The sequence below is a fragment of the Aliikangiella litoralis genome, from assembly GCF_052495765.1.
In genome coordinates this window covers 1810396-1833011 of the sequence record NZ_CP199292.1, presented here as the reverse complement: position 1 = coordinate 1833011, position 22616 = coordinate 1810396, and the positions used below count along the sequence as shown (strand labels likewise).

General features: G+C 37.5%; 19 protein-coding genes. 7 read left to right on the top strand and 12 right to left on the bottom strand.

Annotated elements, in window-relative coordinates:
• Positions 1–156: 156 nt before the first annotated feature.
• Complete coding sequence (locus tag ACT5E3_RS07705) at positions 157–1647, top strand: type VI secretion system contractile sheath domain-containing protein (RefSeq protein WP_444997717.1); 1491 nt, start codon at positions 157–159, stop codon at positions 1645–1647.
• Positions 1648–1761: 114 nt separating this feature from the next.
• Here ACT5E3_RS07705 and ACT5E3_RS07700 read toward each other — a convergent pair whose 3' ends face one another.
• From ACT5E3_RS07700 to ACT5E3_RS07690, 3 genes are all read right to left on the bottom strand, one after another.
• Entirely contained in the window at positions 1762–3525 is a 1764-nt protein-coding gene (locus tag ACT5E3_RS07700; protein WP_444997716.1) for a monovalent cation:proton antiporter-2 (CPA2) family protein, read from the bottom strand.
• A 451-nt stretch (positions 3526–3976) separates the two neighbouring features.
• Positions 3977–4786: a CheR family methyltransferase gene (locus ACT5E3_RS07695; RefSeq protein ID WP_444997715.1), complete on the bottom strand. Its 810-nt coding sequence runs from the start codon at positions 4784–4786 to the stop codon at positions 3977–3979.
• Positions 4787–4802: 16 nt separating this feature from the next.
• A complete protein-coding gene (locus ACT5E3_RS07690; RefSeq protein ID WP_444997714.1) occupies positions 4803–5729 on the bottom strand; it encodes a chemotaxis protein CheV in 927 nt (308 codons plus the stop codon).
• A 181-nt stretch (positions 5730–5910) separates the two neighbouring features.
• Here ACT5E3_RS07690 and flgA point away from each other — a divergent pair, with 181 nt between their 5' ends.
• From flgA to ACT5E3_RS07675, 3 genes are read left to right on the top strand one after another with little or no spacing between them, the layout of a single operon-like run.
• The gene (gene flgA, locus ACT5E3_RS07685) at positions 5911–6678 is read left to right on the top strand and encodes a flagellar basal body P-ring formation chaperone FlgA (protein WP_444997713.1); all 768 of its coding nucleotides are present in this window, start codon (positions 5911–5913) and stop codon (positions 6676–6678) included.
• Between the two features lie 9 nt (positions 6679–6687).
• Complete coding sequence (gene flgM, locus ACT5E3_RS07680) at positions 6688–6993, top strand: flagellar biosynthesis anti-sigma factor FlgM (protein WP_444997712.1); 306 nt, start codon at positions 6688–6690, stop codon at positions 6991–6993.
• Positions 6994–7043: 50 nt separating this feature from the next.
• Positions 7044–7508 carry a flagella synthesis protein FlgN gene (locus ACT5E3_RS07675; RefSeq protein ID WP_444997711.1) on the top strand — a complete coding sequence of 155 codons (465 nt, stop codon included), beginning with the start codon at positions 7044–7046 and terminating at the stop codon, positions 7506–7508.
• 56 nt (positions 7509–7564) lie between these two features.
• On the opposite strand, the gene rnt is transcribed toward ACT5E3_RS07675, so the two are convergent.
• Positions 7565–8173, bottom strand: a complete 609-nt coding sequence (rnt, locus tag ACT5E3_RS07670) for a ribonuclease T (protein ID WP_444998590.1) — start codon at positions 8171–8173, stop codon at positions 7565–7567.
• 277 nt (positions 8174–8450) lie between these two features.
• Between rnt and ACT5E3_RS07665 the strand changes: the two genes are divergently transcribed.
• Positions 8451–9332 carry a flagellar protein MotY gene (locus ACT5E3_RS07665; protein ID WP_444997710.1) on the top strand — a complete coding sequence of 294 codons (882 nt, stop codon included), beginning with the start codon at positions 8451–8453 and terminating at the stop codon, positions 9330–9332.
• Positions 9333–9418: 86 nt separating this feature from the next.
• On the opposite strand, the gene ppsA is transcribed toward ACT5E3_RS07665, so the two are convergent.
• Positions 9419–11794, bottom strand: coding sequence for a phosphoenolpyruvate synthase (gene ppsA / locus ACT5E3_RS07660; RefSeq protein WP_444997709.1), 2376 nt, complete (start codon positions 11792–11794; stop codon positions 9419–9421).
• Between the two features lie 125 nt (positions 11795–11919).
• Between ppsA and ppsR the strand changes: the two genes are divergently transcribed.
• On the top strand, positions 11920–12738 hold the full coding sequence (ppsR, locus tag ACT5E3_RS07655) for a posphoenolpyruvate synthetase regulatory kinase/phosphorylase PpsR (RefSeq protein WP_444997708.1): 819 nt from the start codon (positions 11920–11922) through the stop codon (positions 12736–12738).
• A gap of 20 nt (positions 12739–12758) precedes the next feature.
• Here the strand turns inward: ppsR and ACT5E3_RS07650 are convergent, their stop codons facing one another.
• The 7 genes from ACT5E3_RS07650 to ACT5E3_RS07620 form a co-directional block, all read right to left on the bottom strand.
• A complete protein-coding gene (locus ACT5E3_RS07650; protein ID WP_444997707.1) occupies positions 12759–13184 on the bottom strand; it encodes an adenylyltransferase/cytidyltransferase family protein in 426 nt (141 codons plus the stop codon).
• A gap of 126 nt (positions 13185–13310) precedes the next feature.
• On the bottom strand, positions 13311–14060 hold the full coding sequence (locus ACT5E3_RS07645; RefSeq protein ID WP_444997706.1) for a hypothetical protein: 750 nt from the start codon (positions 14058–14060) through the stop codon (positions 13311–13313).
• Between the two features lie 412 nt (positions 14061–14472).
• Positions 14473–15336 carry an MBL fold metallo-hydrolase gene (locus tag ACT5E3_RS07640; protein WP_444997705.1) on the bottom strand — a complete coding sequence of 288 codons (864 nt, stop codon included), beginning with the start codon at positions 15334–15336 and terminating at the stop codon, positions 14473–14475.
• Positions 15337–15345: 9 nt separating this feature from the next.
• Positions 15346–17013, bottom strand: coding sequence for a Na+/H+ antiporter NhaC family protein (locus ACT5E3_RS07635; protein ID WP_444997704.1), 1668 nt, complete (start codon positions 17011–17013; stop codon positions 15346–15348).
• Positions 17014–17055: 42 nt separating this feature from the next.
• Positions 17056–18339, bottom strand: coding sequence for an amidohydrolase family protein (locus ACT5E3_RS07630; RefSeq protein ID WP_444997703.1), 1284 nt, complete (start codon positions 18337–18339; stop codon positions 17056–17058).
• Positions 18336–19733: an amidohydrolase gene (locus tag ACT5E3_RS07625; protein WP_444997702.1), complete on the bottom strand. Its 1398-nt coding sequence runs from the start codon at positions 19731–19733 to the stop codon at positions 18336–18338. The genes ACT5E3_RS07630 and ACT5E3_RS07625 overlap by 4 nt, the downstream gene beginning before the upstream one ends.
• Before the next feature lie 49 nt (positions 19734–19782).
• Positions 19783–21183 carry a sodium-dependent transporter gene (locus tag ACT5E3_RS07620; protein ID WP_444997701.1) on the bottom strand — a complete coding sequence of 467 codons (1401 nt, stop codon included), beginning with the start codon at positions 21181–21183 and terminating at the stop codon, positions 19783–19785.
• Positions 21184–21528: 345 nt separating this feature from the next.
• Here ACT5E3_RS07620 and ACT5E3_RS07615 point away from each other — a divergent pair, with 345 nt between their 5' ends.
• Positions 21529–22575, top strand: coding sequence for an isoaspartyl peptidase/L-asparaginase family protein (locus tag ACT5E3_RS07615; RefSeq protein ID WP_444997700.1), 1047 nt, complete (start codon positions 21529–21531; stop codon positions 22573–22575).
• Positions 22576–22616 lie beyond the last annotated feature (41 nt).

Below are 22616 nucleotides of genomic sequence, written 5' to 3'. Positions count from 1 at the left end.
TTTTATTGATTCTACAAACAGCTAATCACTCATCCTGTTCAAATTTTCGGTGAAACTTTTTTATATAAAAATTCAGATTAAATTAGGTAATCAAACTATGCCTAACAAATTCTTTTCAGTATACTCTACGCTATGATCAAACCTAAGGAATGCGCTATGTCTCGCACAACAATCTCAACAGGAAATATAAGTTTTAACACTAATGACGAACAAAACTCAGCTATTGAGCAACCAAAAAAACCTTGCCATATCGCGATTATTGCTAATTTTAGTGGCCGAAAAAATCATGCGTTAGACAATGAAAGTTCAATAAAACAGCAAAAAATCATTGAAGTTGATCGTGATAACTTTGACGAAGTATTCTCTCAGCTCAATGTAAGATGTACTTTGCCTTTAGCAGAAAAACCTATTCATTTTGAAGAACTGGATGATATGCACCCTGACTTTATCTATGAACGAGTCCCCTTATTTGATAATCTACGAAGTCTACGTAAGCGGCTTAAAAACCCTAAAACCTTTGATGAAGCCGCCAAAGAAGTTTACCAGTGGTATGAATCATCACCAATTCACAGTGAAGCAACTAAGACAACAACAAAGACAATAGATAATGCGACCAACACAAGCAATGATTCATTGTTAGATAACTTGCTTGCAGAAGCAACGGTAGAACAATCCTCTTCCCGACTTGATATTCAGGCAATAATGAAAGATATAATTAGCCCCTATGTTATTCCTAAACCAGATCCAAAACAGAATGAGTTATTGCAAGCAGTTGATGATGCAACCAGCGACCTCATGCGTAAAATACTACATCACTCCAACTTTCAAAATATAGAATCAACGTGGCGGAGCTTAGATAAACTGATCAGACGGATTGAAACCAATGGCCGCCTAAAGCTTTTTCTCATCGATATTACTCAACATGAAGTCATCAACGATTCTCTCAATAACAATAGCTTGGAACAAAGCGAATTATATAAGCTATTAGTATCTAACCGAGCATCGGTAGGCTCAACGCCATTTAGCCTTATTATGCATGATACTATGTTTGGTTACAGTACCGATGATCTTAAAGGGCTGGCACATATTGGTGCAATAGCTTCTTCTTGTAATGCTATTGCTATTGCAAGTGGTACAGAGCAATTAGCGGGTTGTCAAAGCTTACACCAAACACCCGATATAGATGATTGGAATTTTACCCAGCCACCAGAAATAACTGAACAATGGGAAATATTAAGAAGCCAACCTCAAGCAGATAGTATTATTCTCGCGGCTCCTCGCTTTTTATGTCGAATGCCTTATGGTCAAAAAACATCGCCTATTGACAGTTTCTATTTCGAAGAATTACCAGCTAACAATAAACATCCCTATTATTTATGGAGTAATGGTGCTTGGTTAATCATATTGTTATTTGCACAAAACTATTCAATAACAGGTCATTTGCACATCATGAAACTATTAGAAATTGACCGATTACCATTACATGTTTTTACTGATGATGGAGAACCTTTAGTAACCCCATGTGCCGAAGTTAACATGTTAGATAGCGCCGCTATTGCTTTACAAGAAGCAGGGCTAACAACAATTAGATCAATACAAAATAAAGACGCAGTCATTATTCCAAAGTTAGTATCAATACAAAAATAACAACAATAGATAACAAAAAATATTTTATACAACACTAGCTGAATATTTATTTTTATTCAGCTAGTTCAATCTACTCCAACCGCAAGGTCTAACGAATAATATTTTTGAGATCTATTATTCACGCATTTGATCCTGACGAAATAACCTCTCCAAATCAGAACGCCCTTTTCGACCAATTTCAATTAATTTATCTAGGTCATCTCGATGCTCATAAGAGTATTCCATCATTGCACTATCATGAGACTCAAATTCATCTACTTTTTTAAGTGCTTCACCAACACTAAAACCTAATGCATTTAATGTAGAACTTGCCGCTTCAACGCTGCCTTTGAATAGTTCACGTATTACATGATGAGCTCCTAAAGATCGTAACGCCCAGTAAGCTGATCGATTTCTAGCACGAGCGATAACTTTTATATTAGGAAAATGTTGAACAATGAGTTTGGTTATATTTTCAGTTATTTTAGTGTCGTTTGTTGCCACTAAAACAACTTTGACTTTATCGATACCAGCAGCATGCAATACATCCAAGCGGCTAGCTTCACCAAAAAAAACCTGATTACCAAACTGCTTTATAAAATCAATGTGTTCCGCATCTTTATCCAATGCAATAAAAGGAATTCCATTGGCCGCCAATATACGACCTGTTGCTTGGCCAAAACGTCCAAAACCTAAAATCATTACTTCAGGCGAAGCATGAAATTCCGGTGTTGAAATTGTCTCATTATTATTAGACTCTGCTCTTTTACATAAGCTAATTATTCCTACTAATGGTGATGTCAGTGCCATTGATAAACCAACAACTAAATTAACTTGTTGAGCTAACTCACTCGATAATGAACCACCATCTACTGCTTGCGCCATAACGACAAATGCAAACTCGCCTCCTTGACTAAGCATTAAGCCTAATTGCAATCCTTGTCGCCAATCAATATCCACAAAGCGTAGTAAAGCAGCAATAATCACACATTTTGTTATCATTAAAGCCAGTGCAACAAGGAGTAATAATATTGGTTGCTGAAGAAACAGTTCTATATTTAAAGTCATTCCTATTGCAATAAAAAATAACCCAAGAGTTAGCCCTTTAAATGGCTCTATATCACTTTCAATCTGGTGTCTGAAGCTTGAGTTAGCTAACATAATCCCCGCGACAAAGGCTCCCATTCCCATAGACAAGCCAGCAGCATCCATTAAAAAAGCTGCACCAACCACAATTAACAAACTTAACGCTGTCATACTTTCACGGCTACCATAGCGTGAGACAATCTTAAGTAAATAATTTAATAAAAATCGTCCAGCAAATAACAGCATTACAATCGCTAATACACCGTACCACCAGGGTTTAGTTTGTTCACTAGCAACAGTGGAAAAAGATTCGACTAAAAGTAAAACAGGTATTACGGCAAGATCTTGCATGAGTAAAATAGCAAACCCACGCCGCCCTCCTCGAGAAGCTAAAATTCCTTTTTCAGCCATTAGTTGAATTGCAAAAGCAGTTGATGATAAAGCCAAAGCTAAGCCAATAATTAATGCACTTTGTGCTGATTGATAAAAAATAAACACCACGCCGCCAACAAGCATTGCAGAAAAAACCAACTGAGCGGCACCTAAACCAGCAATATGACGACGCATATCCCATAAAGTATCAGGACTTAACTCTAATCCGATGACAAAAAGTAAAAGTACTACACCTATCTCTGAAAAATGTAAAATGTCATTTGGATTAGAAACAATATCAACACCCCCTGGACCAATAATAAGCCCAGCAACCAGGTAACCTAAGATAGCTCCCAGCTTGAGTCGGCGAAACAAAGGGACCGCAATAACAACAACAATTAAAAAAAATAATAAAGCGCCTAAAGGGCTGTTTATATTCATCACTTTTCCTAGTATGAATGATTAACTAGTTTTTCACTACATACCTGTTGTCTTAAAAAATTAGACAAGCAGGCCGAAATCTATACTTTCAAGAACAACAAGTAAATGCAAACTTAATCGTCGTTCAGTGTTATATTTTTCAATGCTAACAATCTCAGGGCAAAATAACTTTACTGTATTTTTATTATGTTACTTGATATTTAAAATTACGTGTAAAAAATCTATCGATATCTATTAGGGGAAATACTTAACTTATTGGATTTAACAGAAAGACAACAGAGGTTATTACCCTCATAGTTAAAGAATTCAGTTTCAAAGAAATTTACAGTGTTAACCTGAATTATTCAACCTTAATATTATTAAAAAGTTAAGTAAGGCTAAAAGGTATCACCGCTGACACTAGTACAAACTAAAAGCTCCACCCCATCGTTAAATAAAATATGAGACTTCTTTAATTATTTTCTTTTTTATAAGCTAACCCAGGATTGCAGCGTACCATAGTCATTTGTTTTGAATCACGAGTTAAGGATTCAGAAGCACCTAAAAATAGGTATCCCCCAGGTTTGAGACAATCAATTAATGCATTGATCACTTTGGTTTTATTTTGACTAGAAAAATATATCAATACATTTCGGCAAAAAATCACATCAAATTGTCCCATTCCATAGGGAGAGCTCAATAGATTTAATGGACGAAAAGTCACTTTATTACGTAACCGGGCACTGACTTGCCATTCACCACTATCTAACGGGGTAAAGTAACGATTTAACTTATCACGTGGCATTCCCCGATTGAGTTCGATCTGTTGATAGGTGCCTTGACGAGCTTTATTTAACACGCGTTCAGATAAGTCAGTTGCTATAATTTCAGTATTAGCTAATGCCGCCGCTTCCTCTAGCTGCATTGTGATAGAGTATGGTTCTTGGCCTGTTGAACAGGCCGCACACCATATTCGATTATTGATACTCTTTCCACGTAATTCAGGAACAATTGTTGATTTTAAATATTCAAACGGATAATTATCTCTAAACCACAAGGTTTCATTAGTTGTCATTCGGTCAATGACTTCTTTCAACAAAACACTACCCGACACACTTGAAATTTTGTCGAGCAAGCTCGACATTGAGGTTAATCCTTTTTCTTGGATAAAACTGCTTAGCCGACTTACAACTAAGTACTGTTTATTATCCCCCAACAATATGCCGCTTTGTTTTTCAAGGATAACCTTAAAACGTTCATAATCAGCTATAGATATTTCCATGAATTATGTACTTATTTTAGTCTTCAAGTTCCATTCTTTTTTGTACTGCACTCGCAAGCTCATCAGGATTAAACTTTGGTATAAAATCATTCGCCCCAACTTTTTGAACCATTGCTTCATTAAATACACCACTCAAAGAAGTATGTAACATCACCCACATATGGCTTAATCGTTCATTAGAACGAATTTCAGCCGTTAAGGTATAACCATCCATTTCGGGCATTTCAATATCTGAAATCAACATTAAAACTTCATCATCTACAGACGTTCCATCTGCAACAATTTCTTCAAGATATTCATATGCTTCTTTACCATCTTTGCAAAGCTTAGTTTTAAACCCAAGTTGCTCCACAGTTCTTTTAATTTGTCCTCTTGCAACTGAAGAGTCATCAGCAATAAGTACCACTTTGTCTTGCGGTGCTTTACCTGCATTTTTTTCAACGAGTTCTTGACTAACAGTCGCGTTATTGGGGGTTATTTCTGCTAATATTTTTTCAACATCAATAATTTCAACAAGCTCACCTTCAATATCTGTAACAGCCGTTAAGTAACTCGATTTTCCAGCACCTTTTGGCGGTGGATGAATATCACTCCAATTCATATTGACAATTTTTTCAACTGAATTAACAAGAAACCCTTGAACTTTGCGGTTATATTCAGCAATAACCACAAAACAATTTTCAACATTACCAAGAGAAGGACCACCAACAGCCAAACTCAAATCAATAACAGAAATTGTTGCGCCACGAATATGGGCGACTCCGCGAACAACTGGATTACGTTTAGGTAACTCGGTTAACTCAGGACACTGTAAAACTTCTCTCACTTTAAAAACATTAATACCATATACCTGTTTGCCTCGCAGCCTAAACAATAATAATTCAAGCCGATTCTGCCCCACCATCTGGGTTCTTTGGTTAACCGAATCAAGAATACTCGACATGAGAAACCTTCCTATTAAAAAATATTTATTATGCTACGGCATGGTAATTGCTTGGTAAAACAACAGGATTTAAGCGACCTTTAAAATCCAAAAAGCGATGTGAGTAGCGATTAACAACAACCATGACACCGAGTCATATAAAAATAAGTATAGACAAGATTCAAAAAACAACAGGAAAATCATGAAATTAATTAACATTAGAGATTACCGTGATCGTGAACAAAAAGACTCTGTTATTAAGAAGTTATGTTCAACTGCTTGTTTTTGTTTAGTCATTTTTATGTCTCATATGAATTTATTGCAGGCAAAAACGATTCAACCGATTGAAGAAATTCAATATGCGGCAAAAAAATTCCTTGAGGAAATGCACACTTCTGCCGATAACGAGAACATAGAGATAGTAATAGGTAATATTGATCCTCGTTTAAGGCTCGTTCAGTGTGAACAGCCACTTGAGGCATATTCACCACAAGCGACACGACGAAATGGTAAAACCAGTGTCGCAATTAAGTGTACAGGGCCCGTTGCATGGAAAATAATTGTGCCAGCAAAAATAACAGAGTATCAATTAGCCTGGGTTGTAAACCGAAGGGTATTTCCTGGTGACTTATTAAACAAAAGGGATATTAGTCAAAAACGAGTACCAATTAACTATACTAGAAAAGAACCATTATTAAATAAAAAACAAATGCTTAATGCGAGTCCTAAAAAAGTGATGCGTTCTGGATCGATAATTTACCAGGACAGCATTTGTCTCGTTTGTCGAGGAGACAAAGTATCTGTTACGGCTGATAATCAATTTTTGAGTATCAATGTTGAAGGTATCGCTTTAAGTGATGCCATATTAGGTGAGACGGTTCAGGTGAGAAACACCAGAACAAAAAAGTCTTTTGGGGCAGTAGTCACCGGAAAAAACCGTTTGAGCGTTAATATTGCAGGGTCAAAGTAACTTATGGTTATGGATATTAAAAGCCTTGTGCCAGGGCATACAAAAGCAAACTTAGCAAAGACAGATAAATCTAAAAAGAAATCTGCATCTGATGGTATATCTTCAGCTTCAGCAGAAAGTGAAGACTCAGTTAATATCACGGGCAAAGCCTCTCAAATTAGTCAATTAATACAACAAATGAAATCTGCCCCTATCATTGATCAAAATAGAGTATCTCCGATTAAGGAAAAATTAGATAACGACAAATATGAAATAGAATATCAGCGAGTAGCCAATAAAATGTTGGACTTTGAGTCTAACTATCAAGGCTATTAATTAAACAGTTTATTAGCAATAAGCTATCGCTTATCGATGCTGAGGAAAATATGATGAAACACATTCAACTTTGTAAAACAGTATTAAATGCATGGCAGCAAGATTACCAGACATTACACGATATTTTAAATAGCGAGCAGCGTGCTCTCGAAAAAAGAAATTTTGATTTACTCAGTCAAGTTTTAAAGGAGAAAGATGAAGCCGTATCACATATTAATACACAACAAATTCCTCCAATGATTGACAATGCGGGCATTCAAATTACATCACTGGCTCAGTTAAAAAAGTACTGCACTGAAAATACTCAACTGAGCGAAAACTGGTCAGAGCTAATGCAATTAGTAGAAAAGTGCTGTTTAAAAAATGAAGTGAATGCTCGTTTAATAGAACTATTAACTCAATCGAGTAGAAGAACTTTTAATTTAATTAAAGGTTTTGATCCTGATAATAATATCTATAATGCTTGCGGTGATCGAACAGCGGTGAGACATTATGGCGACTCAATCTCAGCTTAATTCGCATTTATGTTTTCTACTAATAATTAAAAATAACTGATGCCACTAGCTGAAGTTTAATCACCTAGTGGCCAGCCACCAAGCCTTTTCCAACGATTCACTATATAACAAAAAAGTTCAGCCGTTTTTTCTGTATCGTAAAGTGCAGAGTGAGCTTGCTGATTATCGAAACTAATCTTCGCCATCTCACAAGCTTTAGCAAGCACTGTTTGTCCTACGGCTAATCCAGATAGAGTCGCGGTATCAAAAGTGGTAAAAGGATGAAATGGGTTTCTTTTAACATTAATTCGCTCAACAGCAGCCAGTAAAAATCCCATATCAAACCCTGGATTATGACCAACTAAAACACTGCGCTGGCACTCATATTGTTTTTGTTCTGCTCTAACAAGTGAAAAAATCTGGGTAAGCGCTTCATGTTCAGATACCGCTCCGCGTAAAGGATTATCGGGGTCGATACCATTAAAGTCTAAAGAAGCTTGCTCAATATTAGCGCCTTCAAAAGGATGAACATGAAAGTGTTGTTTTTTATCAAGCTTTAAATTGCCTTGCTCATCAAATTTGAGTGTTACTGCGGCTATTTCCAATAATGCATCTGTTTTGGCATTAAAACCTGCAGTTTCAATATCAATAACAACGGGGAAAAAACCTCTAAATCGGCGACTCATCATTGTCATTCTTATATTTCCTTATGACAAGCCAGGCTCGTCAAAGCTTTTATTTGAATCATTACTATAGAAACGAAATTCTATCACCAGTTGCCTAACTTAACCAATTATAGTGAATTTTTTACAACTCTAACGGCTCAACTGACCCGTTCGATAACTATTCATATAAACCGCTTGTTAAAACGCCAACCCAATAATCAGTGAATAATTTTTTAAATTATTTAAGTCGGAATTTCTAAAGCCGATAAAGGGTTATCAGATATATGGAAACTATCAAATGACTAAATATCATCGTCGGTTAGCGCTTTTATTGAGCCCTTTATTGATTTGCGGTTATGCATCAGCAAACCTCAAATATTTTGAAGCTGACATAAATGACTCAAACTGGCAATACAAAGGTACACCATTGGCATGTAACTTGTCTCACAATATCCCTTACTATGGCACAGCTTCATTTTCAAAATCAGCGGGTAAAAAAACTCAATTAGGCTTCTTGCTAAGCTATAAAAGGCATGAGCTGTCACCAGAAAGAAGCGCTTGGGTACGCTCTATTGCCCCTTCCTGGCAGCCAGAACAGTCAAGTAAAGTACTTGGTGAAGTCAAGCTACAAAAAGGAAAAAATATTATGTCGAGTCACTCCACCAGTAGTTGGCGTTTACTTTATGAGCTAGAATCGGGACGTTTTCCAACCATTAGCTACCAAGATCTCAACCAGCAAGACTCTCAAGTTTCCGTTGCACTTTCTGCTGTTCGCTTTAAGCCTGCCTACGAGAAGTTTCTCGACTGTATGACTAATCTTGTTCGTTACGATTTAAAGCAAATTAGAAAGTTAACGCTGTATTTCGATTTTGATAAGTACCTAATCCGTGAAAAATACGAAGAAAAACTCAAAGCTTTAGCAGCTTATATCAAATATGACGAATCAATTGAGGTAGTTTTTATTAGTGGCCATACCGATAGTAAAGGTTCTCGCTCATATAATGATAAACTTTCTAAAAACAGAATCAATTCTGTTAAAAAACTTTTGCAACTTGACGGTGTCGACGATAACCGCTTTAAAACTGCCGCTTATGGCGAAAAAAAACCTGTCGCTTCAAATAGAAGTAAAAAAGGTAGAGCTCTGAATCGAAGAGTTTATATTCGAATTGCTCAACGATAATCCTCCCTTAATGACTAAAAAAGCAGAGTTATCTTAAGATAAACTCTGCTTTTTTATTATTGACTCACTTTAAATTTTTTAAGATATTAACTTTCTTGGTTAGCTAAAAATAACCAGGTTTCAAGTACAGAATCGGGATTTAAAGAAACACTATCGATTCCTTCTTCCATCAGCCACTTGGCAAAATCAGGGTGGTCCGATGGACCTTGTCCGCAAATACCTACATATTTATTAGCTTTGCGACAAGCTTGAATCGCTAAACTCAGTAACTTTTTAATTGCCGGGTTTCTTTCATCAAATAAATGAGAAATAATGCCCGAATCTCTATCTAGACCTAGCGTTAACTGAGTTAAATCATTAGAGCCAATAGAAAAGCCATCAAAATACGTTAAAAACTCATCAGCCATTAATGCATTAGACGGTAACTCGCACATCATAATAACACGTAATCCATTTTCCCCACGTTTTAGACCATATTTAGCCAGTAACTCAATAACTTGCGCAGCTTCATCAATAGTTCTAACAAACGGGATCATAATTTCAACGTTTGTTAATCCCATATTTTCTCTAACTTGTTTGATAGCGCGGCATTCTAATTCGAAACACTGCTCAAACTCTTTGGATATATAGCGAGAAGCTCCTCTAAACCCAAGCATAGGATTCTCTTCTTCTGGCTCATACAGATGACCACCAATTAGATTAGCATACTCATTCGATTTAAAATCAGACATTCTTACAATGACTTTTTCAGGCGAAAAAGCCGATGCTAAAGTCGAAATACCTTCTACCAGTTTATCAACATAGAAGCTCACAGGATCGGCATAGCCTGCCATATTTTCACTAATAGTACGTATTAAATCTTCATCTTCAAGACTATCGAAATCGAGTAATGCACGAGGATGGACACCAATCATTCGGTTGATAATAAACTCAAGTCTGGCCAGTCCAATTCCAAAATGTGGCAAACGGGCAAAGTCAAAAGCACGATCAGGATTACCAACATTCATCATGATCTTGAAAGGCAGTTCAGGCATATCATGGATTTCGCTATTGTTAACGTTAAACTCTAATAAACCTTCATAGATGTTTCCTGTATCTCCTTCTGAACAAGATACCGTCACTTCTTGACCCAATTTTATTTTTTGTGTCGCATCACCACAGCCAACAACTGCTGGAATACCTAACTCACGAGCAATGATTGCAGCATGGCATGTTCGACCACCACGGTTTGTCACTATAGCAGAAGCCCTTTTCATGATTGGCTCCCAATCAGGATCCGTCATATCAGTGACTAGAACATCACCTTCTTGTACTTTAGACATTTCAGATAAGTCAGAAATCACTTTAGCAGGACCTTTACCTATCTTTTGGCCGATTGCTCGTCCAGTCACTACAATATCAGAAGTCTCAGCAAGCACATACCGTTCTATAACTTGATTGTTATCTCGGCTACGCACAGTTTCTGGACGAGCCTGAACAATATAAAGCTTGCCATCAGCACCATCTTTTGCCCACTCAATATCCATAGGTCGTTGGTAATGCTTTTCAATAATCATTGCTTGTTTAGCTAGCTCTGCAACTTCATCATGAGAAATACAGAACTGTTGGCGTAATTCTGGCTCAACATTAATTGTTTCTACTGATTTACCGTGAGCAGTATCATCGGTATAAATCATTTTTATTGCTTTACCGCCTAATGTTTTACGCACAATCGCAGGTTTACCACTAGTTAATGTTGGTTTATGAACATAAAACTCGTCAGGGTTTACCGCGCCTTGGACCACAGTTTCACCTAAACCATAAGCGCCTGTAATAAACACAACATCAGAAAAACCAGACTCAGTATCAATGGTAAACATAACACCACTAGCCGCAATATCACTGCGAACCATTTTTTGTACTCCGGCACTCAAGGCAACATCAGCATGAGCGAAACCTTGGTGAACTCGATAGGAAATTGCACGATCATTAAACAAAGACGCAAAAACTTCTTTTAGTGCCAGCTTTACATTTTCCCATCCACGCACATTTAAAAAGGTTTCTTGTTGTCCAGCAAAAGAAGCATCGGGTAAATCCTCTGCGGTTGCTGATGACCGCACTGCAACAGCAAATTCATCATTAGAATCACCTTTTAGTTCCAGGTAGGCTTTATAGATGGCCTCTTCCAACTCAGGTTGAAATGGAGTTTCCATCACCCAACGTCTTATTTTGCTGCCTATTTTGGCTAACTTATCAACATCGTCAACATCTAATGAATCTAATTCTGTTTGAATTTTGTCATGCAAGCCACTTTGTGCCATAAAATCGCGAAAGGCTTCTGCTGTTGTCGCATACCCATTAGGAACACTAACGCCCATGTTACTAAGGTTACTAATCATTTCACCCAGTGAAGCGTTTTTTCCTCCAACTCGTTCAACATCATTCATTCCTAAACCGTCATACCAAAGCACGTAGTCTTGCACAGTCTTTTACTCCTAAAATCATTGATTTTTTGTTGCCAATGTATCGATGCTTGCCGATACTAGATTAGCATGTTTAAATTCAACCCAACAAAAGAGTGGGTATTTTACTTCAAGGGCGAGAAAATATGAAACGGAAGGTGTTTTTTATCTCAGACAGAACAGGAATAACGGCAGAAATGTTCGGACAATCGCTGTTATCACAGTTTGAGCAAGTAGAATTCGATGAAATGACGCTACCTTTCATCGATAATATAGATAAAGCGCATGAAGCTTGCCGCATTATTAAAGACTCTGAAGATAACGGCGGACTCAGACCCATTGTATTTGACACAATAGTAACCCCTGAAATTCGTCAAATTATTCAATCCAGTGGCGCTTTAGTACTCGACTTTTTTCACACATTCATCGGACCACTAGAAACAGAGTTAGGTGAAACCTCAGGTTTTAGAGTTGGAAAAACCCACTCTTTGGCTGACGGCAAAGCATACGACTCTCGCATTGAATCAGTTAATTATGCTTTAAATAATGACGATGGCATAACAACTCGCTACTATGATCAAGCTGATGTCATTCTAGTAGGCGTTTCAAGGTGTGGAAAGACACCAACCTCATTATATATGGCCATGCAATTTGGCATAAAAGCAGCCAATTACCCTTTTACAGAAGATGATATGGATAGGTTAAAATTACCTCCTTCACTCAAAAACTATAAGAATAAGATCTTTGGACTCACTATCAACCCGGCTCGTTTGCATGAAATTCGTACAGAGCGAAAAGCAAACTCTCGCTACGCCTCTTTGAAACAGTGTCAATACGAAGTAAGGGAAGTTGAGGCTTTTTATCGAAGAGAAAAAATTCCTCACCTTAATACAACAACACGTTCAGTTGAGGAACTAGCGACCAAGATATTAGCCGCAACAGGTATTAAGCGTAAAGTATTCTAGCTTTCCACAAATTAAAAGAATTAATTCTTTTGGCTTGTTAGCTCTTCTTGATCAAAATGATTAGTTTTAACCACTTCAATAACAGAAGTGGTTGAAATTGAAGGTGTTCTTGGCAAATAAACGACCTGGCAAATATCAGAAAATTCATCAAACTTCCCTTTCCAGTCATCTCCCATCACTAAAATATCAGCCTTATAATTCAAAATGTATTCTCGCTTTAATTCTAGGGATTCTTCTAAGAAAACTTGATCGACACCTTTAAATGAATTGATGAGAAACATACGTTCATCTTGCGAATAGATAGGCTTACGGCCTTTTTTGAATAAATTTAAATCATCAGATGAAACACCAACAATTAAATGATCACCTAATTCTTTAGCTCGGTTAAGGATTTTGACGTGACCAATATGCGGCATATCAAACGTACCAAAGGTAATCACTTTCATTCAAAAATACTCCAAAGCAAAGCGAACACGACATTTTAGCGCTAAATGTGATGTCGAAGATAATTAAGCGCGAAGATTATACACTGGCATTGTCAATAATGGCACATCTCCTCGCCGTTTAATTATTTAACGAGTCACCACCTCACCTTTAACATTATTCATCGTTAACCCACCACTACCCGATTCAAGAATCGTTACACCACTTTCAAGTGAGTCTAACTCTATTCCGCCAGAGCCGTCTGAAATAGTAACATGGCCTTTAACTTGTTTAATCTTAATCCCCCCCGATCCATCAACGAGTGAAACTGAGCCATTAATATTAGATAACTTAATTCCGCCAGAACCGTCAGTTATTTTTACATTTGAATTTGCCTGAGTGATTTTGATTTTACCTGAGCCGTCATTAATCGTTAACTCACCAACATTGCTCAATTTAATACCACCTGAACCATCATTAATAACAATTTTACCCAATAGGTTTTCCCCATAAAGACTTCCAGAGCCATCATTAATATTCAAAGCTAAATTAGTAGGTACTTTAATGGTAAGATCGATTTTGGGACTATTGCCAAACCAAGAAGAATTGCGAGTGTTAGCATCTGCGATCAACTTAGCAGTATTACCTGATTTATCAAGCGTTAACCGATAACTTTCACTATTAACTTTTAAATCAGCAACAACCGAAATTTGCTCAACCTCACTACTACCTTCAATTTTGAGAAAACCAGCCCCTGCATCTATTTCAAACACCTCAATACCTGCAACCTTTAAATTTAATGTTTTGCTTGTTTCTAAATCAAGCTTAGCGGCATTGGCATAACCGAATGTAAAAACAGCGACTAAACTTGTTGCAAGTATTACCTTTAATGTTTTCATAATTATTACCTTTTATTTTGGTTCAAACTAAAAATTCACCATCAGCAGGCAATTATAATACCAGAATTTTTTATACTGCTATATCAAGTAGTTAACGTAAAAATAAGTTATTCAGGTAGTAATATTAACCAAAACTTAATGAATTTAATCATTTGAGTTGAAGAACACACCACTTTAATAGGAAGAGTATGAATTTTAGATAAAAAAAAGCCACCAAAAACTGGTGGCTTAAACTTTATCGGAGATTCAGCCTAAAGATAATGGGTTAATCTTTAAGACTTCCGACTGCCTAACTAACAACCGTAAAGAGGGAAATACATTCTCTATTAGCTATGACTAGCGGCTACGGCATTAGTTCAACGAAATATCAAAAAAAATTCAATATTTTTTAATATTGACAATAATCAGTCACTTAGCGATTTAATGAAACAAGTTCAGAAAAATGCTCTTGCAAACAAAAGCGACCTTTTTCATTTTTTGCTAAGCGCCCCATTGCTATATTTGAGTCATGGGTAAAGAACAGCCGCCCATTCCGGCTCATTAAATCACTTAAAAAGTCAGCTTTCTCGTCAATGACCAACTCTGCATAACGGTCATAACCCATCGTTATAGGTAAATGAACCCAGGCTTCTCCCGGAATTAAATCGGCACAAAAGACAATTGGCCCATCGGGCATTGTAATTTCGGCCAACATCATACCTGGCGTATGACCATGACTATAATGAAATCGATAACCATCACCGAGTAACGGAGAATATTCTGAGTCAACCAAATGTATCTTATCTCTATTTCTCAATAATTCCATCAGTTCAGGTATAAATGAAGCTCGATCACGGGCATGTGGGTTATTAGCCCTTTCCCAAGCCTGTTTTCCCACTAAAATATCAGCATTAGGAAATAACAATTCTGCTGCTTTGCCTTCTTGCCATTCAGATAACAAGCCACCAATATGATCAAAGTGCAGGTGTGATAAAACTAATACATCAATATCTTCATGGCTTAGACCTACCTTTGTCAAAGAGTCTAAAAGCACATGATTAGCTTCAACAATTCCAAAACGTTGCTTAAGTTTAGGCTCAAAAAAAGCCCCCACTCCAAGCTCAAATAAAATATTACGCCCGCTATCCTTTACTAACAACGCTCGACATGCCAGATCAATGCGATTTTCATCATCAACCTCAACCCACTTTTGCCACATGGCTTTGGGTGCATTACCAAACATGGCACCACCATCTAATTTTTGGGAATTTCCAGTAATTGAAAAGAGCTCTTTCATATTAAAACCTTAATTAACATTTTCAGCTGTTTGCTGCTCAAGTTTTTCTATTTTAAAATTAATAATGCCATAAATCACAGAAATGATAGGATTAATAATATTGAAAAAGCAAAAAGGTAAGTAAATAAAGGTAGATACACCAAGTGTACTTGCCATAAACGCACCACAAGTATTCCACGGAATCAAAGGTGATGTAATCGTTGCCGAATCTTCCAGTACCCGTGATAGATTTTTAGGATGAAGATTTCTTCGTTTAAACTCTGCTCGGTACATACGACCCGGCAATACAATTGCAATATACTGATCACCTGCAATTATATTCACACCTATACAAGTTGCAATTACCGTTATTACTAATGAACCAGTTCCTTTCACGAGCTTCAAAGCGCTAGAGACTAAACACTGTAATAAACCAACAGTTTCTAAAACAGCGCCTAAGGTCATCGCACATAAAATCAGCCAAACCGTTGGGTTTAGCATGCTTTCCATACCACCTCTAGATAGTAATTCATCAACAGCCGCGTTACCTGTAGCCGCTTTAAAGCCCGTGGCCATAGCCTGCCAAACGGCATCGATTGCATTGAGCCAATATCCACGCCGTTCAAGCTCAACAATAACTTCATCCCCCTCTTTAGCTAACGCAAATTTTTGTGAAACATCTCCTTTAAGCGATGCGGTAAGCGTATAAGGATGAGCAAACTGTGGCTTAATATCAAAAGTAATCACAGCATCTTCAACATCGATAGTAATAACTGAACAGCTTTCTATTTCAAGCTTGCTGCTAGCACGACAACTATAAATAGAGTCTTCGACCATTTTTTCGGTTGATGCTGCCTGAAATGTAACCGCGAACACTCCTCCTAACAAAGCACCAACTAGTAATGTAGGAAAAGCTGGCATTCTTTTATAAGCCAAATACAAAACGACAAATAAAGGCACTAGCGTTAATAATGAAACTGAAAAGTTAGCTTCTATTAAAGTCAATGTTTCTTCAAGCCCCTGTGAACTCTCTTTGCCTTCACTAGAAAAACCCAATATAAGAAACAATACGATCGCAATCGTAATACTCGGTGCAGTAGTCCACGCCATATGCCGAATATGAGTAAATAACTCTGTTCCTGTTATTGCCGGAGCCAAGTTAGTCGTATCCGATAAGGGAGACATTTTATCACCAAAGTATGCCCCAGAAATGACAGCACCGGCTGTAATTGCAACAGATAGATCCAAGCCGGATGCTATTCCAATTAGCGCAACTCCAATTGTTCCAGCGGTGGTCCAGGAACTGCCAATACTGATGGATACCAAAGCGCAAATAATACAGGCAGCCGCATAAAAGTAGCTCGGATCGAGTAACTGTAGTCCATAATAAATCATGGTAGGAACAGTACCAGCTAAAATCCAGGTACCTATCAATGATCCTACCATGAGCAATATCAATATTGCGCCAAGCGCCATTGATATGCCTTTAACGATTCCCTGCTCCAATTCAGCCCAACGAAAGCCATTTTTGTAGCCGATTAGCATAGCTACTGCAGCCGATAAAAGTAGCGCAATTTGATTGGGGCCAACTGACGATGAATCACCATACAACTTCACCGAACCGTATAGCATGATAATTAGTGTGACAACAGGTATTAACGCATCCCAAATACTGGGTTGTTTCTTCTCAACACTCATAAAATTTAACCTTATGTATAATTATTGTTATGTTTGAGGTTATTAACGACTGTAGGCTTGTTGGTGATTTCCTTTCAGCTCCCAGTACCTGTCTCTTAATCGAGTAGCACGAGAAACCAGTGGCTGCCTTTGTCCCTGAATAAAAACAAAATCAGGATTAGATGTCACATCAAGCGGATCACCATCCCACCCAACAATATCAGCATCCATACCTGCTTTTATTTGCCCATAATCTTTGATGCCAAACACATCAGCAACATTAATTGTCATCGCTTCTATTGCCGCGCTTTTTGGTAAACCATTAGCCACTGCACTACCAGCAGATTGGCGAACTAAATACCCATTATGACTTCCGCCACCAGTAAATAATAACTTCACACCCTCATTGTATAGTCTAGCAGCTGCGTCAAGTCGAATAGATAAAGAATCAAACTGGGGTAAGTTTTGAATAGGATCGATAATAACAGGCACTTTGGCTTCTGCGAGTTGTTTGCCTACAACCCATGCTTCACCACCACCAGAAATCACTAATCTAAAATTATATTTTTGAGCTAATTTAATCAGTTTTAGTATGTCATCCGAACGATTAGCTGAAATAATGAGTGGTATTTTTCTATCCAATATCGGATAGAGCGCTTTTAGATCAGCAATTGACTGTGAAAACTCCCACTTAAAACCAGGGAGATAACGCTTTTCATTTTTACGTAAATAACGAGCATCGGCCAAAGTCTGCTCTAAAAGCTGCAATGCAGCCGCTCTAGAGCCACCACTTTTTCGAGCACCTTGTGTACCATAACTAGCCACTTGAAGCGCTTTTTCTTTTAACAATCCTTGCTCTAAAGAAGAATGCAGCGCAATTACAGCCCCTTGCCCGGCAAAAATAGATTGTCCCGAACGAGGCCATACAACAGCGCGAGTTAGTCCATTAATTCGATTTTGCGGTATCAAAGTTGATGAAAAATTAATCGCTGGCGCAATATTAAAAGAAGCGCCAAAACCTTTATGCTTGGTTGAAGAGTCAACGGTACTTGATACCGCCCCAATTTCAACTAGTCCGATATTAGTTGAGGCGTTTGCTAAACCAGGTGTTAAATATCGACCTTTAGCATCAATCACTTTACTCCCTTCAGAAACAGTAATTCCTTGCATAACAGACACAATTTTATCATTCTTAATAAGAACATCAGCTTGACTCAAAATGCCTTTTGCAGTTGATGTATAAACGGTTGCATTTTTAATTAAATAATCTTCAGCAGATACACTAAAGCCAATGGCACAAGACAACCCCAAGGCTACAGCTAATAATCGGTTTTTAGTTATTTTCATAATCTTTCACCTTGTGGCTGTTTAATTCCAAGATCAAAATCGCTAACGGCATTGTTTGTCTGATTATTCAAATCAAAAACTAATGCACCATCAATATACACCTGCTCAGCTTTTGCATACACACTAAATGGATTTTGATTCCACACTACAATATCAGCCATTTTTCCTTTTTCTAAACTACCAACCCGATCCTCAATACCTAAAGACTTAGCTGGGTTAGAAGTAATCCATCGTATTGCATCTTTCGGTTCAATTTGAGTACCTCGTTTATTACCCGCAGCCATTGCTTTGGCAGACTCTTGATTCAGGTGCTGAATACCAATCGCAGAATCTGAATGTACTATTGCACAAGCTTTGGCTTTATCAACCATTGCAACATTTTCTCGAACAGAATCATAAGCTTCATGCTTAAACCCCCACCAGTCAGCCCACATTGCTGAACAAATATTATTTTCAGCTAAAATATCAGCAATTTTATAAGCTTCAACTGCATGGTGAAAAGTCGATATTTTATAATTAAACTCTTTAGCAATATCAATCATTACCGCCATTTCTTCAGCACGATAGCAATGGTTATGAACTAAAATATCACCACTTAAAACCCCCGCTAAAGTTTCTAATTTTAAATCACGTTTAGGCGGATCTTTTTCTTCACCTTTTTCTGCGGCTTGATAATATTTATCCCACTTTTCCTTATAAGCTTTAGCTTTAATCCAAGCACTTCGATAGCCAGCTACATTTCCCATTCGGGTCATGGGTGCTCTACCTTTTTTACCATAAACTCGTTTTGGATTTTCACCACAAGCCATTTTCAAACCATGTGGCGCATCTGGAAATTTCATTCCTTGAACAGTAATCGAAGGAATATTTTTAAGTGTTACACCTCGCCCACCAATCAAATTTCCAGAGCCGGGTAAAATTTGCAAACTCGTCACACCACCCGCTAAAGCCAAATCAAAACCAGGATCTTGAGTCCAAACGGCATGCTCCGCCCAAACTTGAGCAGTAACCGGTTCAGTCATCTCATTACCATCAGCATTATTTTCATGAGAAGGAGAAGGATAAACGCCTAAGTGCGAGTGAACATCGATTAAACCAGGACTCACCCATTTACCTTTAGCATCTATTTTTTTTATGCCTTGTGGAAAGGATACCGATTGCCCAACCGCTTCAATCTTGCCATTTTTCACCCACATTGCAGCATTATTAAGCTGCTCACCATTACCCGTTAATAAGGTTGCATTAACGATAACAAACTCTTCTGACGGCAAAGCTTTATAGGTTGAAACATAAACAGGTTTAGGTCTTTCAACTTCAATTGGCGTTTTGTCTTTTTCTTTACAACCCAATACGCCAACAATGAGCACAGGAACAATTAATAATTTTAATTTCAAAACAGTCTCCATTATTATTTTTTTAATATTAGCCAATTCTGCTTATCAATTAGCCCAATAGCATAGACATAAGTTTGACACCAAAAAACTTATCGAATACCGTCACAATAAAAATAACACCAAGTAAAATTGGGCAAATATAACTTAGCGCAAAATTAACATAAGACTGTAACCAACTGCCTTTTATTTCTGCATCACCTTCGGCTAATTCCTTATTAAAGTTTTCTTTACGCCAAACATAAATAGTAAATACCGCAATTAAAAAACCGCCTAAAGGTAAAAATGTATCGTTAGCAATTACCCCAACAAAATCTAAAAACGGCATTGGGTTGTCAGTACCTGGTAATTGAATAAATTCACCTAAGGACTCACTGGCACCATACGATAGTAGTGAAGGAATACCAACAACAAAGATAGCGATAGCAACTCCCCAACATGCTTTTGTTCGACTCACTTTATGTTCATCAACAACATAAGCCGTCGGCACCTCTAACAAAGAAATGGTTGAAGTAAAAGCAGCAAAGGACAACAATAAGAAAAACAACGCGCCGACAACAATACCTAGCACATCACCTAACGACTGAAAAACCCCCGGTAAAGTGGCAAAAATTAACCCAGGACCACCATTCGGCTCAATGCCTTGAGAAAAAACAAAAGGAAAGATCATAAACCCAGCTAACACAGCAACACCAACATCGACTAGCGTAATAGAGGCGGCAGAACTCACAATATTATTGTCTTTAGCAACATAACTACCATAAGTAATTAATGCTCCCATTCCTAATGACAGAGAAAAGAATGCCTGCCCTAAAGCAGAATAAACAACAGGTCCCGTTATTTCGCTAAACTCAGGAACAAGATAAAACTTTAAACCTTCCATTGCATTAGGTAATGTCATTGCATAAACAATCAAACCTAAAATCATTATAAATAATGTAGGCATTAAAATTTTGGCGGCTTTCTCAATCCCTCCAGAAATACCTTTGGATACAACAAAAGCCGTACCAATCATAAAAATTACAGCATAGCCGCCTATTTTTATCCAATCGGCAGTATAAGCCCCAAAAGCTTCACCACCAACCGAAAACTGACCATTTAAAATATCAATAAAATAACCAAAGGCCCAAGCAGCAACCACGTTATAAAAAGAGAGAATCAAAATCCCACTAGCAAGCCCTAAATAGCCAATAATTGACCACCTCTTATAACCTAAGCTTTTAAATGCACCCACAGGATTTAGCTGAGTTTTTCGACCAATGCTGATTTCTGCAACCATCACCGGGAAACATAAAATAAAACAGAATGCCAAATACATTACCACAAAGGCAGCCCCACCTCCCTTGCCGACTTCAAATGGAAATTTCCAAATATTACCTAAACCTACCGCAGAACCGGCGGCAGCAAGAATAAAACCAATTCGGGTACTAAACCCCCCACGTTGTGCTGTCATTATTGTTCCTTATTCACAAAGTCAAATATTGTTGTTTTAATTTAATAAAAAGCCTAATCAATTAACAGATTGGCCTAAACGCACCATAAAACCATAGATTGAGTACTCGCGACAAGTCTTCAAAGTAAAAATTTTTGTCTAAACAACATAAATACCTTCTTTCTATAACCCAATTCAAATAATCGAATTACGCTCGCTAAATTCATACCATCCAACTATACCCCTATTCCGATACTTTATAGATAAACTAATAAAACATCAAAAACACCGCTAATAGTTGCATTTAACCGACCGAAACGTTACTTTTAATCACCCCCAAAATTAATCAAAATGATTGATATCACAATGAAAATAAAATTAATTATCAGCTGTTTATTAACCATGTTAACGATCAATATCAATGCCAAACAATCTCCTTCTTTTGCCATCGCCATTCACGGTGGGGCAGGTACTATACTAAAATCTAATATGACACCTGAGCTAGAAAAAGCCTACCATGCCAAACTGGCCGAAGCGCTAAAAGCAGGCCATGCCATACTAAAAAAAGGTGGTACTAGTGTCGAAGCAGTTCAAGCAGCTATTATTGTAATGGAAGATTCCCCCTTATTTAATGCAGGTAAAGGCGCTGTTTATACTCATCATAAAACCAACGAACTTGATGCATCAATCATGGAAGGAAAAACTCTCAATGCAGGAGCTGTTTCAGGCGTATCAACGGTTAAAAACCCAATCAAACTGGCAGCAGAAGTGATGACAAACTCAAAGCATGTCATGCTTAGTGGCGCAGGTGCAGAAAAATTTGCTAAAAAACAATCTTTAGAAATAGTTCCACCCGAATATTTTAAAACCGAACGACGCTGGAATCAGTTATTAAGAGTGCTCAAAAAAGATCCTGATGCAACCGCCTTATCTGAAGACAAAACAGATAAGCAAGCATCGGTTACAACAAACAAAATTTGGCCTGATGATAATAAGTTTGGCACTGTCGGTGCAGTTGCACTAGACCAATTCGGTAACTTAGCTGCTGGTACATCAACAGGTGGTATGACCAATAAAAAATATGGTCGGATTGGTGACTCTCCAATCATTGGAGCCGGGACTTATGCAGATAATAAAGCCTGTGCAATTTCAGCAACGGGTCACGGCGAATATTTTATCAGAGCAGCTGTCGCACACGATATTTGTGCCAGAGTTCTCTACAAGAACATTTCTCTAGATAAAGCAGCCGATGAAGTCATTCAGCAAAAATTAGTCAAAATGGGTGGTGATGGCGGTATTGTTGGTATGTCACCTAAAGGAGAGCCAATTTTCTCATTCAATTCTGAAGGAATGTATCGCGGCTATATCGATAAAAATGGCAAGGTTTATACTGGAATATTTAAACAAGATTAACAAAATAGTTTCTCTAATGACCTCTTCTATAAAATATAGCG

Excerpts from the sequence above, each read along its gene's own strand:
- ACT5E3_RS07705 (WP_444997717.1), top strand. The coding sequence starts at position 157 with ATGTCTCGCACAACAATCTCAACAGGAAATATAAGTTTTAACACTAAT.
- ACT5E3_RS07700 (WP_444997716.1), bottom strand. The coding sequence starts at position 3,525 with ATGAATATAAACAGCCCTTTAGGCGCTTTATTATTTTTTTTAATTGTT.
- ACT5E3_RS07695 (WP_444997715.1), bottom strand. The coding sequence starts at position 4,786 with ATGGAAATATCTATAGCTGATTATGAACGTTTTAAGGTTATCCTTGAA.
- ACT5E3_RS07690 (WP_444997714.1), bottom strand. The coding sequence starts at position 5,729 with ATGTCGAGTATTCTTGATTCGGTTAACCAAAGAACCCAGATGGTGGGG.
- flgA (WP_444997713.1), top strand. The coding sequence starts at position 5,911 with ATGAAATTAATTAACATTAGAGATTACCGTGATCGTGAACAAAAAGAC.
- flgM (WP_444997712.1), top strand. The coding sequence starts at position 6,688 with ATGGATATTAAAAGCCTTGTGCCAGGGCATACAAAAGCAAACTTAGCA.
- ACT5E3_RS07675 (WP_444997711.1), top strand. The coding sequence starts at position 7,044 with ATGATGAAACACATTCAACTTTGTAAAACAGTATTAAATGCATGGCAG.
- rnt (WP_444998590.1), bottom strand. The coding sequence starts at position 8,173 with ATGAGTCGCCGATTTAGAGGTTTTTTCCCCGTTGTTATTGATATTGAA.
- ACT5E3_RS07665 (WP_444997710.1), top strand. The coding sequence starts at position 8,451 with ATGACTAAATATCATCGTCGGTTAGCGCTTTTATTGAGCCCTTTATTG.
- ppsR (WP_444997708.1), top strand. The coding sequence starts at position 11,920 with ATGAAACGGAAGGTGTTTTTTATCTCAGACAGAACAGGAATAACGGCA.
- ACT5E3_RS07650 (WP_444997707.1), bottom strand. The coding sequence starts at position 13,184 with ATGAAAGTGATTACCTTTGGTACGTTTGATATGCCGCATATTGGTCAC.
- ACT5E3_RS07645 (WP_444997706.1), bottom strand. The coding sequence starts at position 14,060 with ATGAAAACATTAAAGGTAATACTTGCAACAAGTTTAGTCGCTGTTTTT.
- ACT5E3_RS07640 (WP_444997705.1), bottom strand. The coding sequence starts at position 15,336 with ATGAAAGAGCTCTTTTCAATTACTGGAAATTCCCAAAAATTAGATGGT.
- ACT5E3_RS07635 (WP_444997704.1), bottom strand. The coding sequence starts at position 17,013 with ATGAGTGTTGAGAAGAAACAACCCAGTATTTGGGATGCGTTAATACCT.
- ACT5E3_RS07630 (WP_444997703.1), bottom strand. The coding sequence starts at position 18,339 with ATGAAAATAACTAAAAACCGATTATTAGCTGTAGCCTTGGGGTTGTCT.
- ACT5E3_RS07620 (WP_444997701.1), bottom strand. The coding sequence starts at position 21,183 with ATGACAGCACAACGTGGGGGGTTTAGTACCCGAATTGGTTTTATTCTT.
- ACT5E3_RS07615 (WP_444997700.1), top strand. The coding sequence starts at position 21,529 with ATGAAAATAAAATTAATTATCAGCTGTTTATTAACCATGTTAACGATC.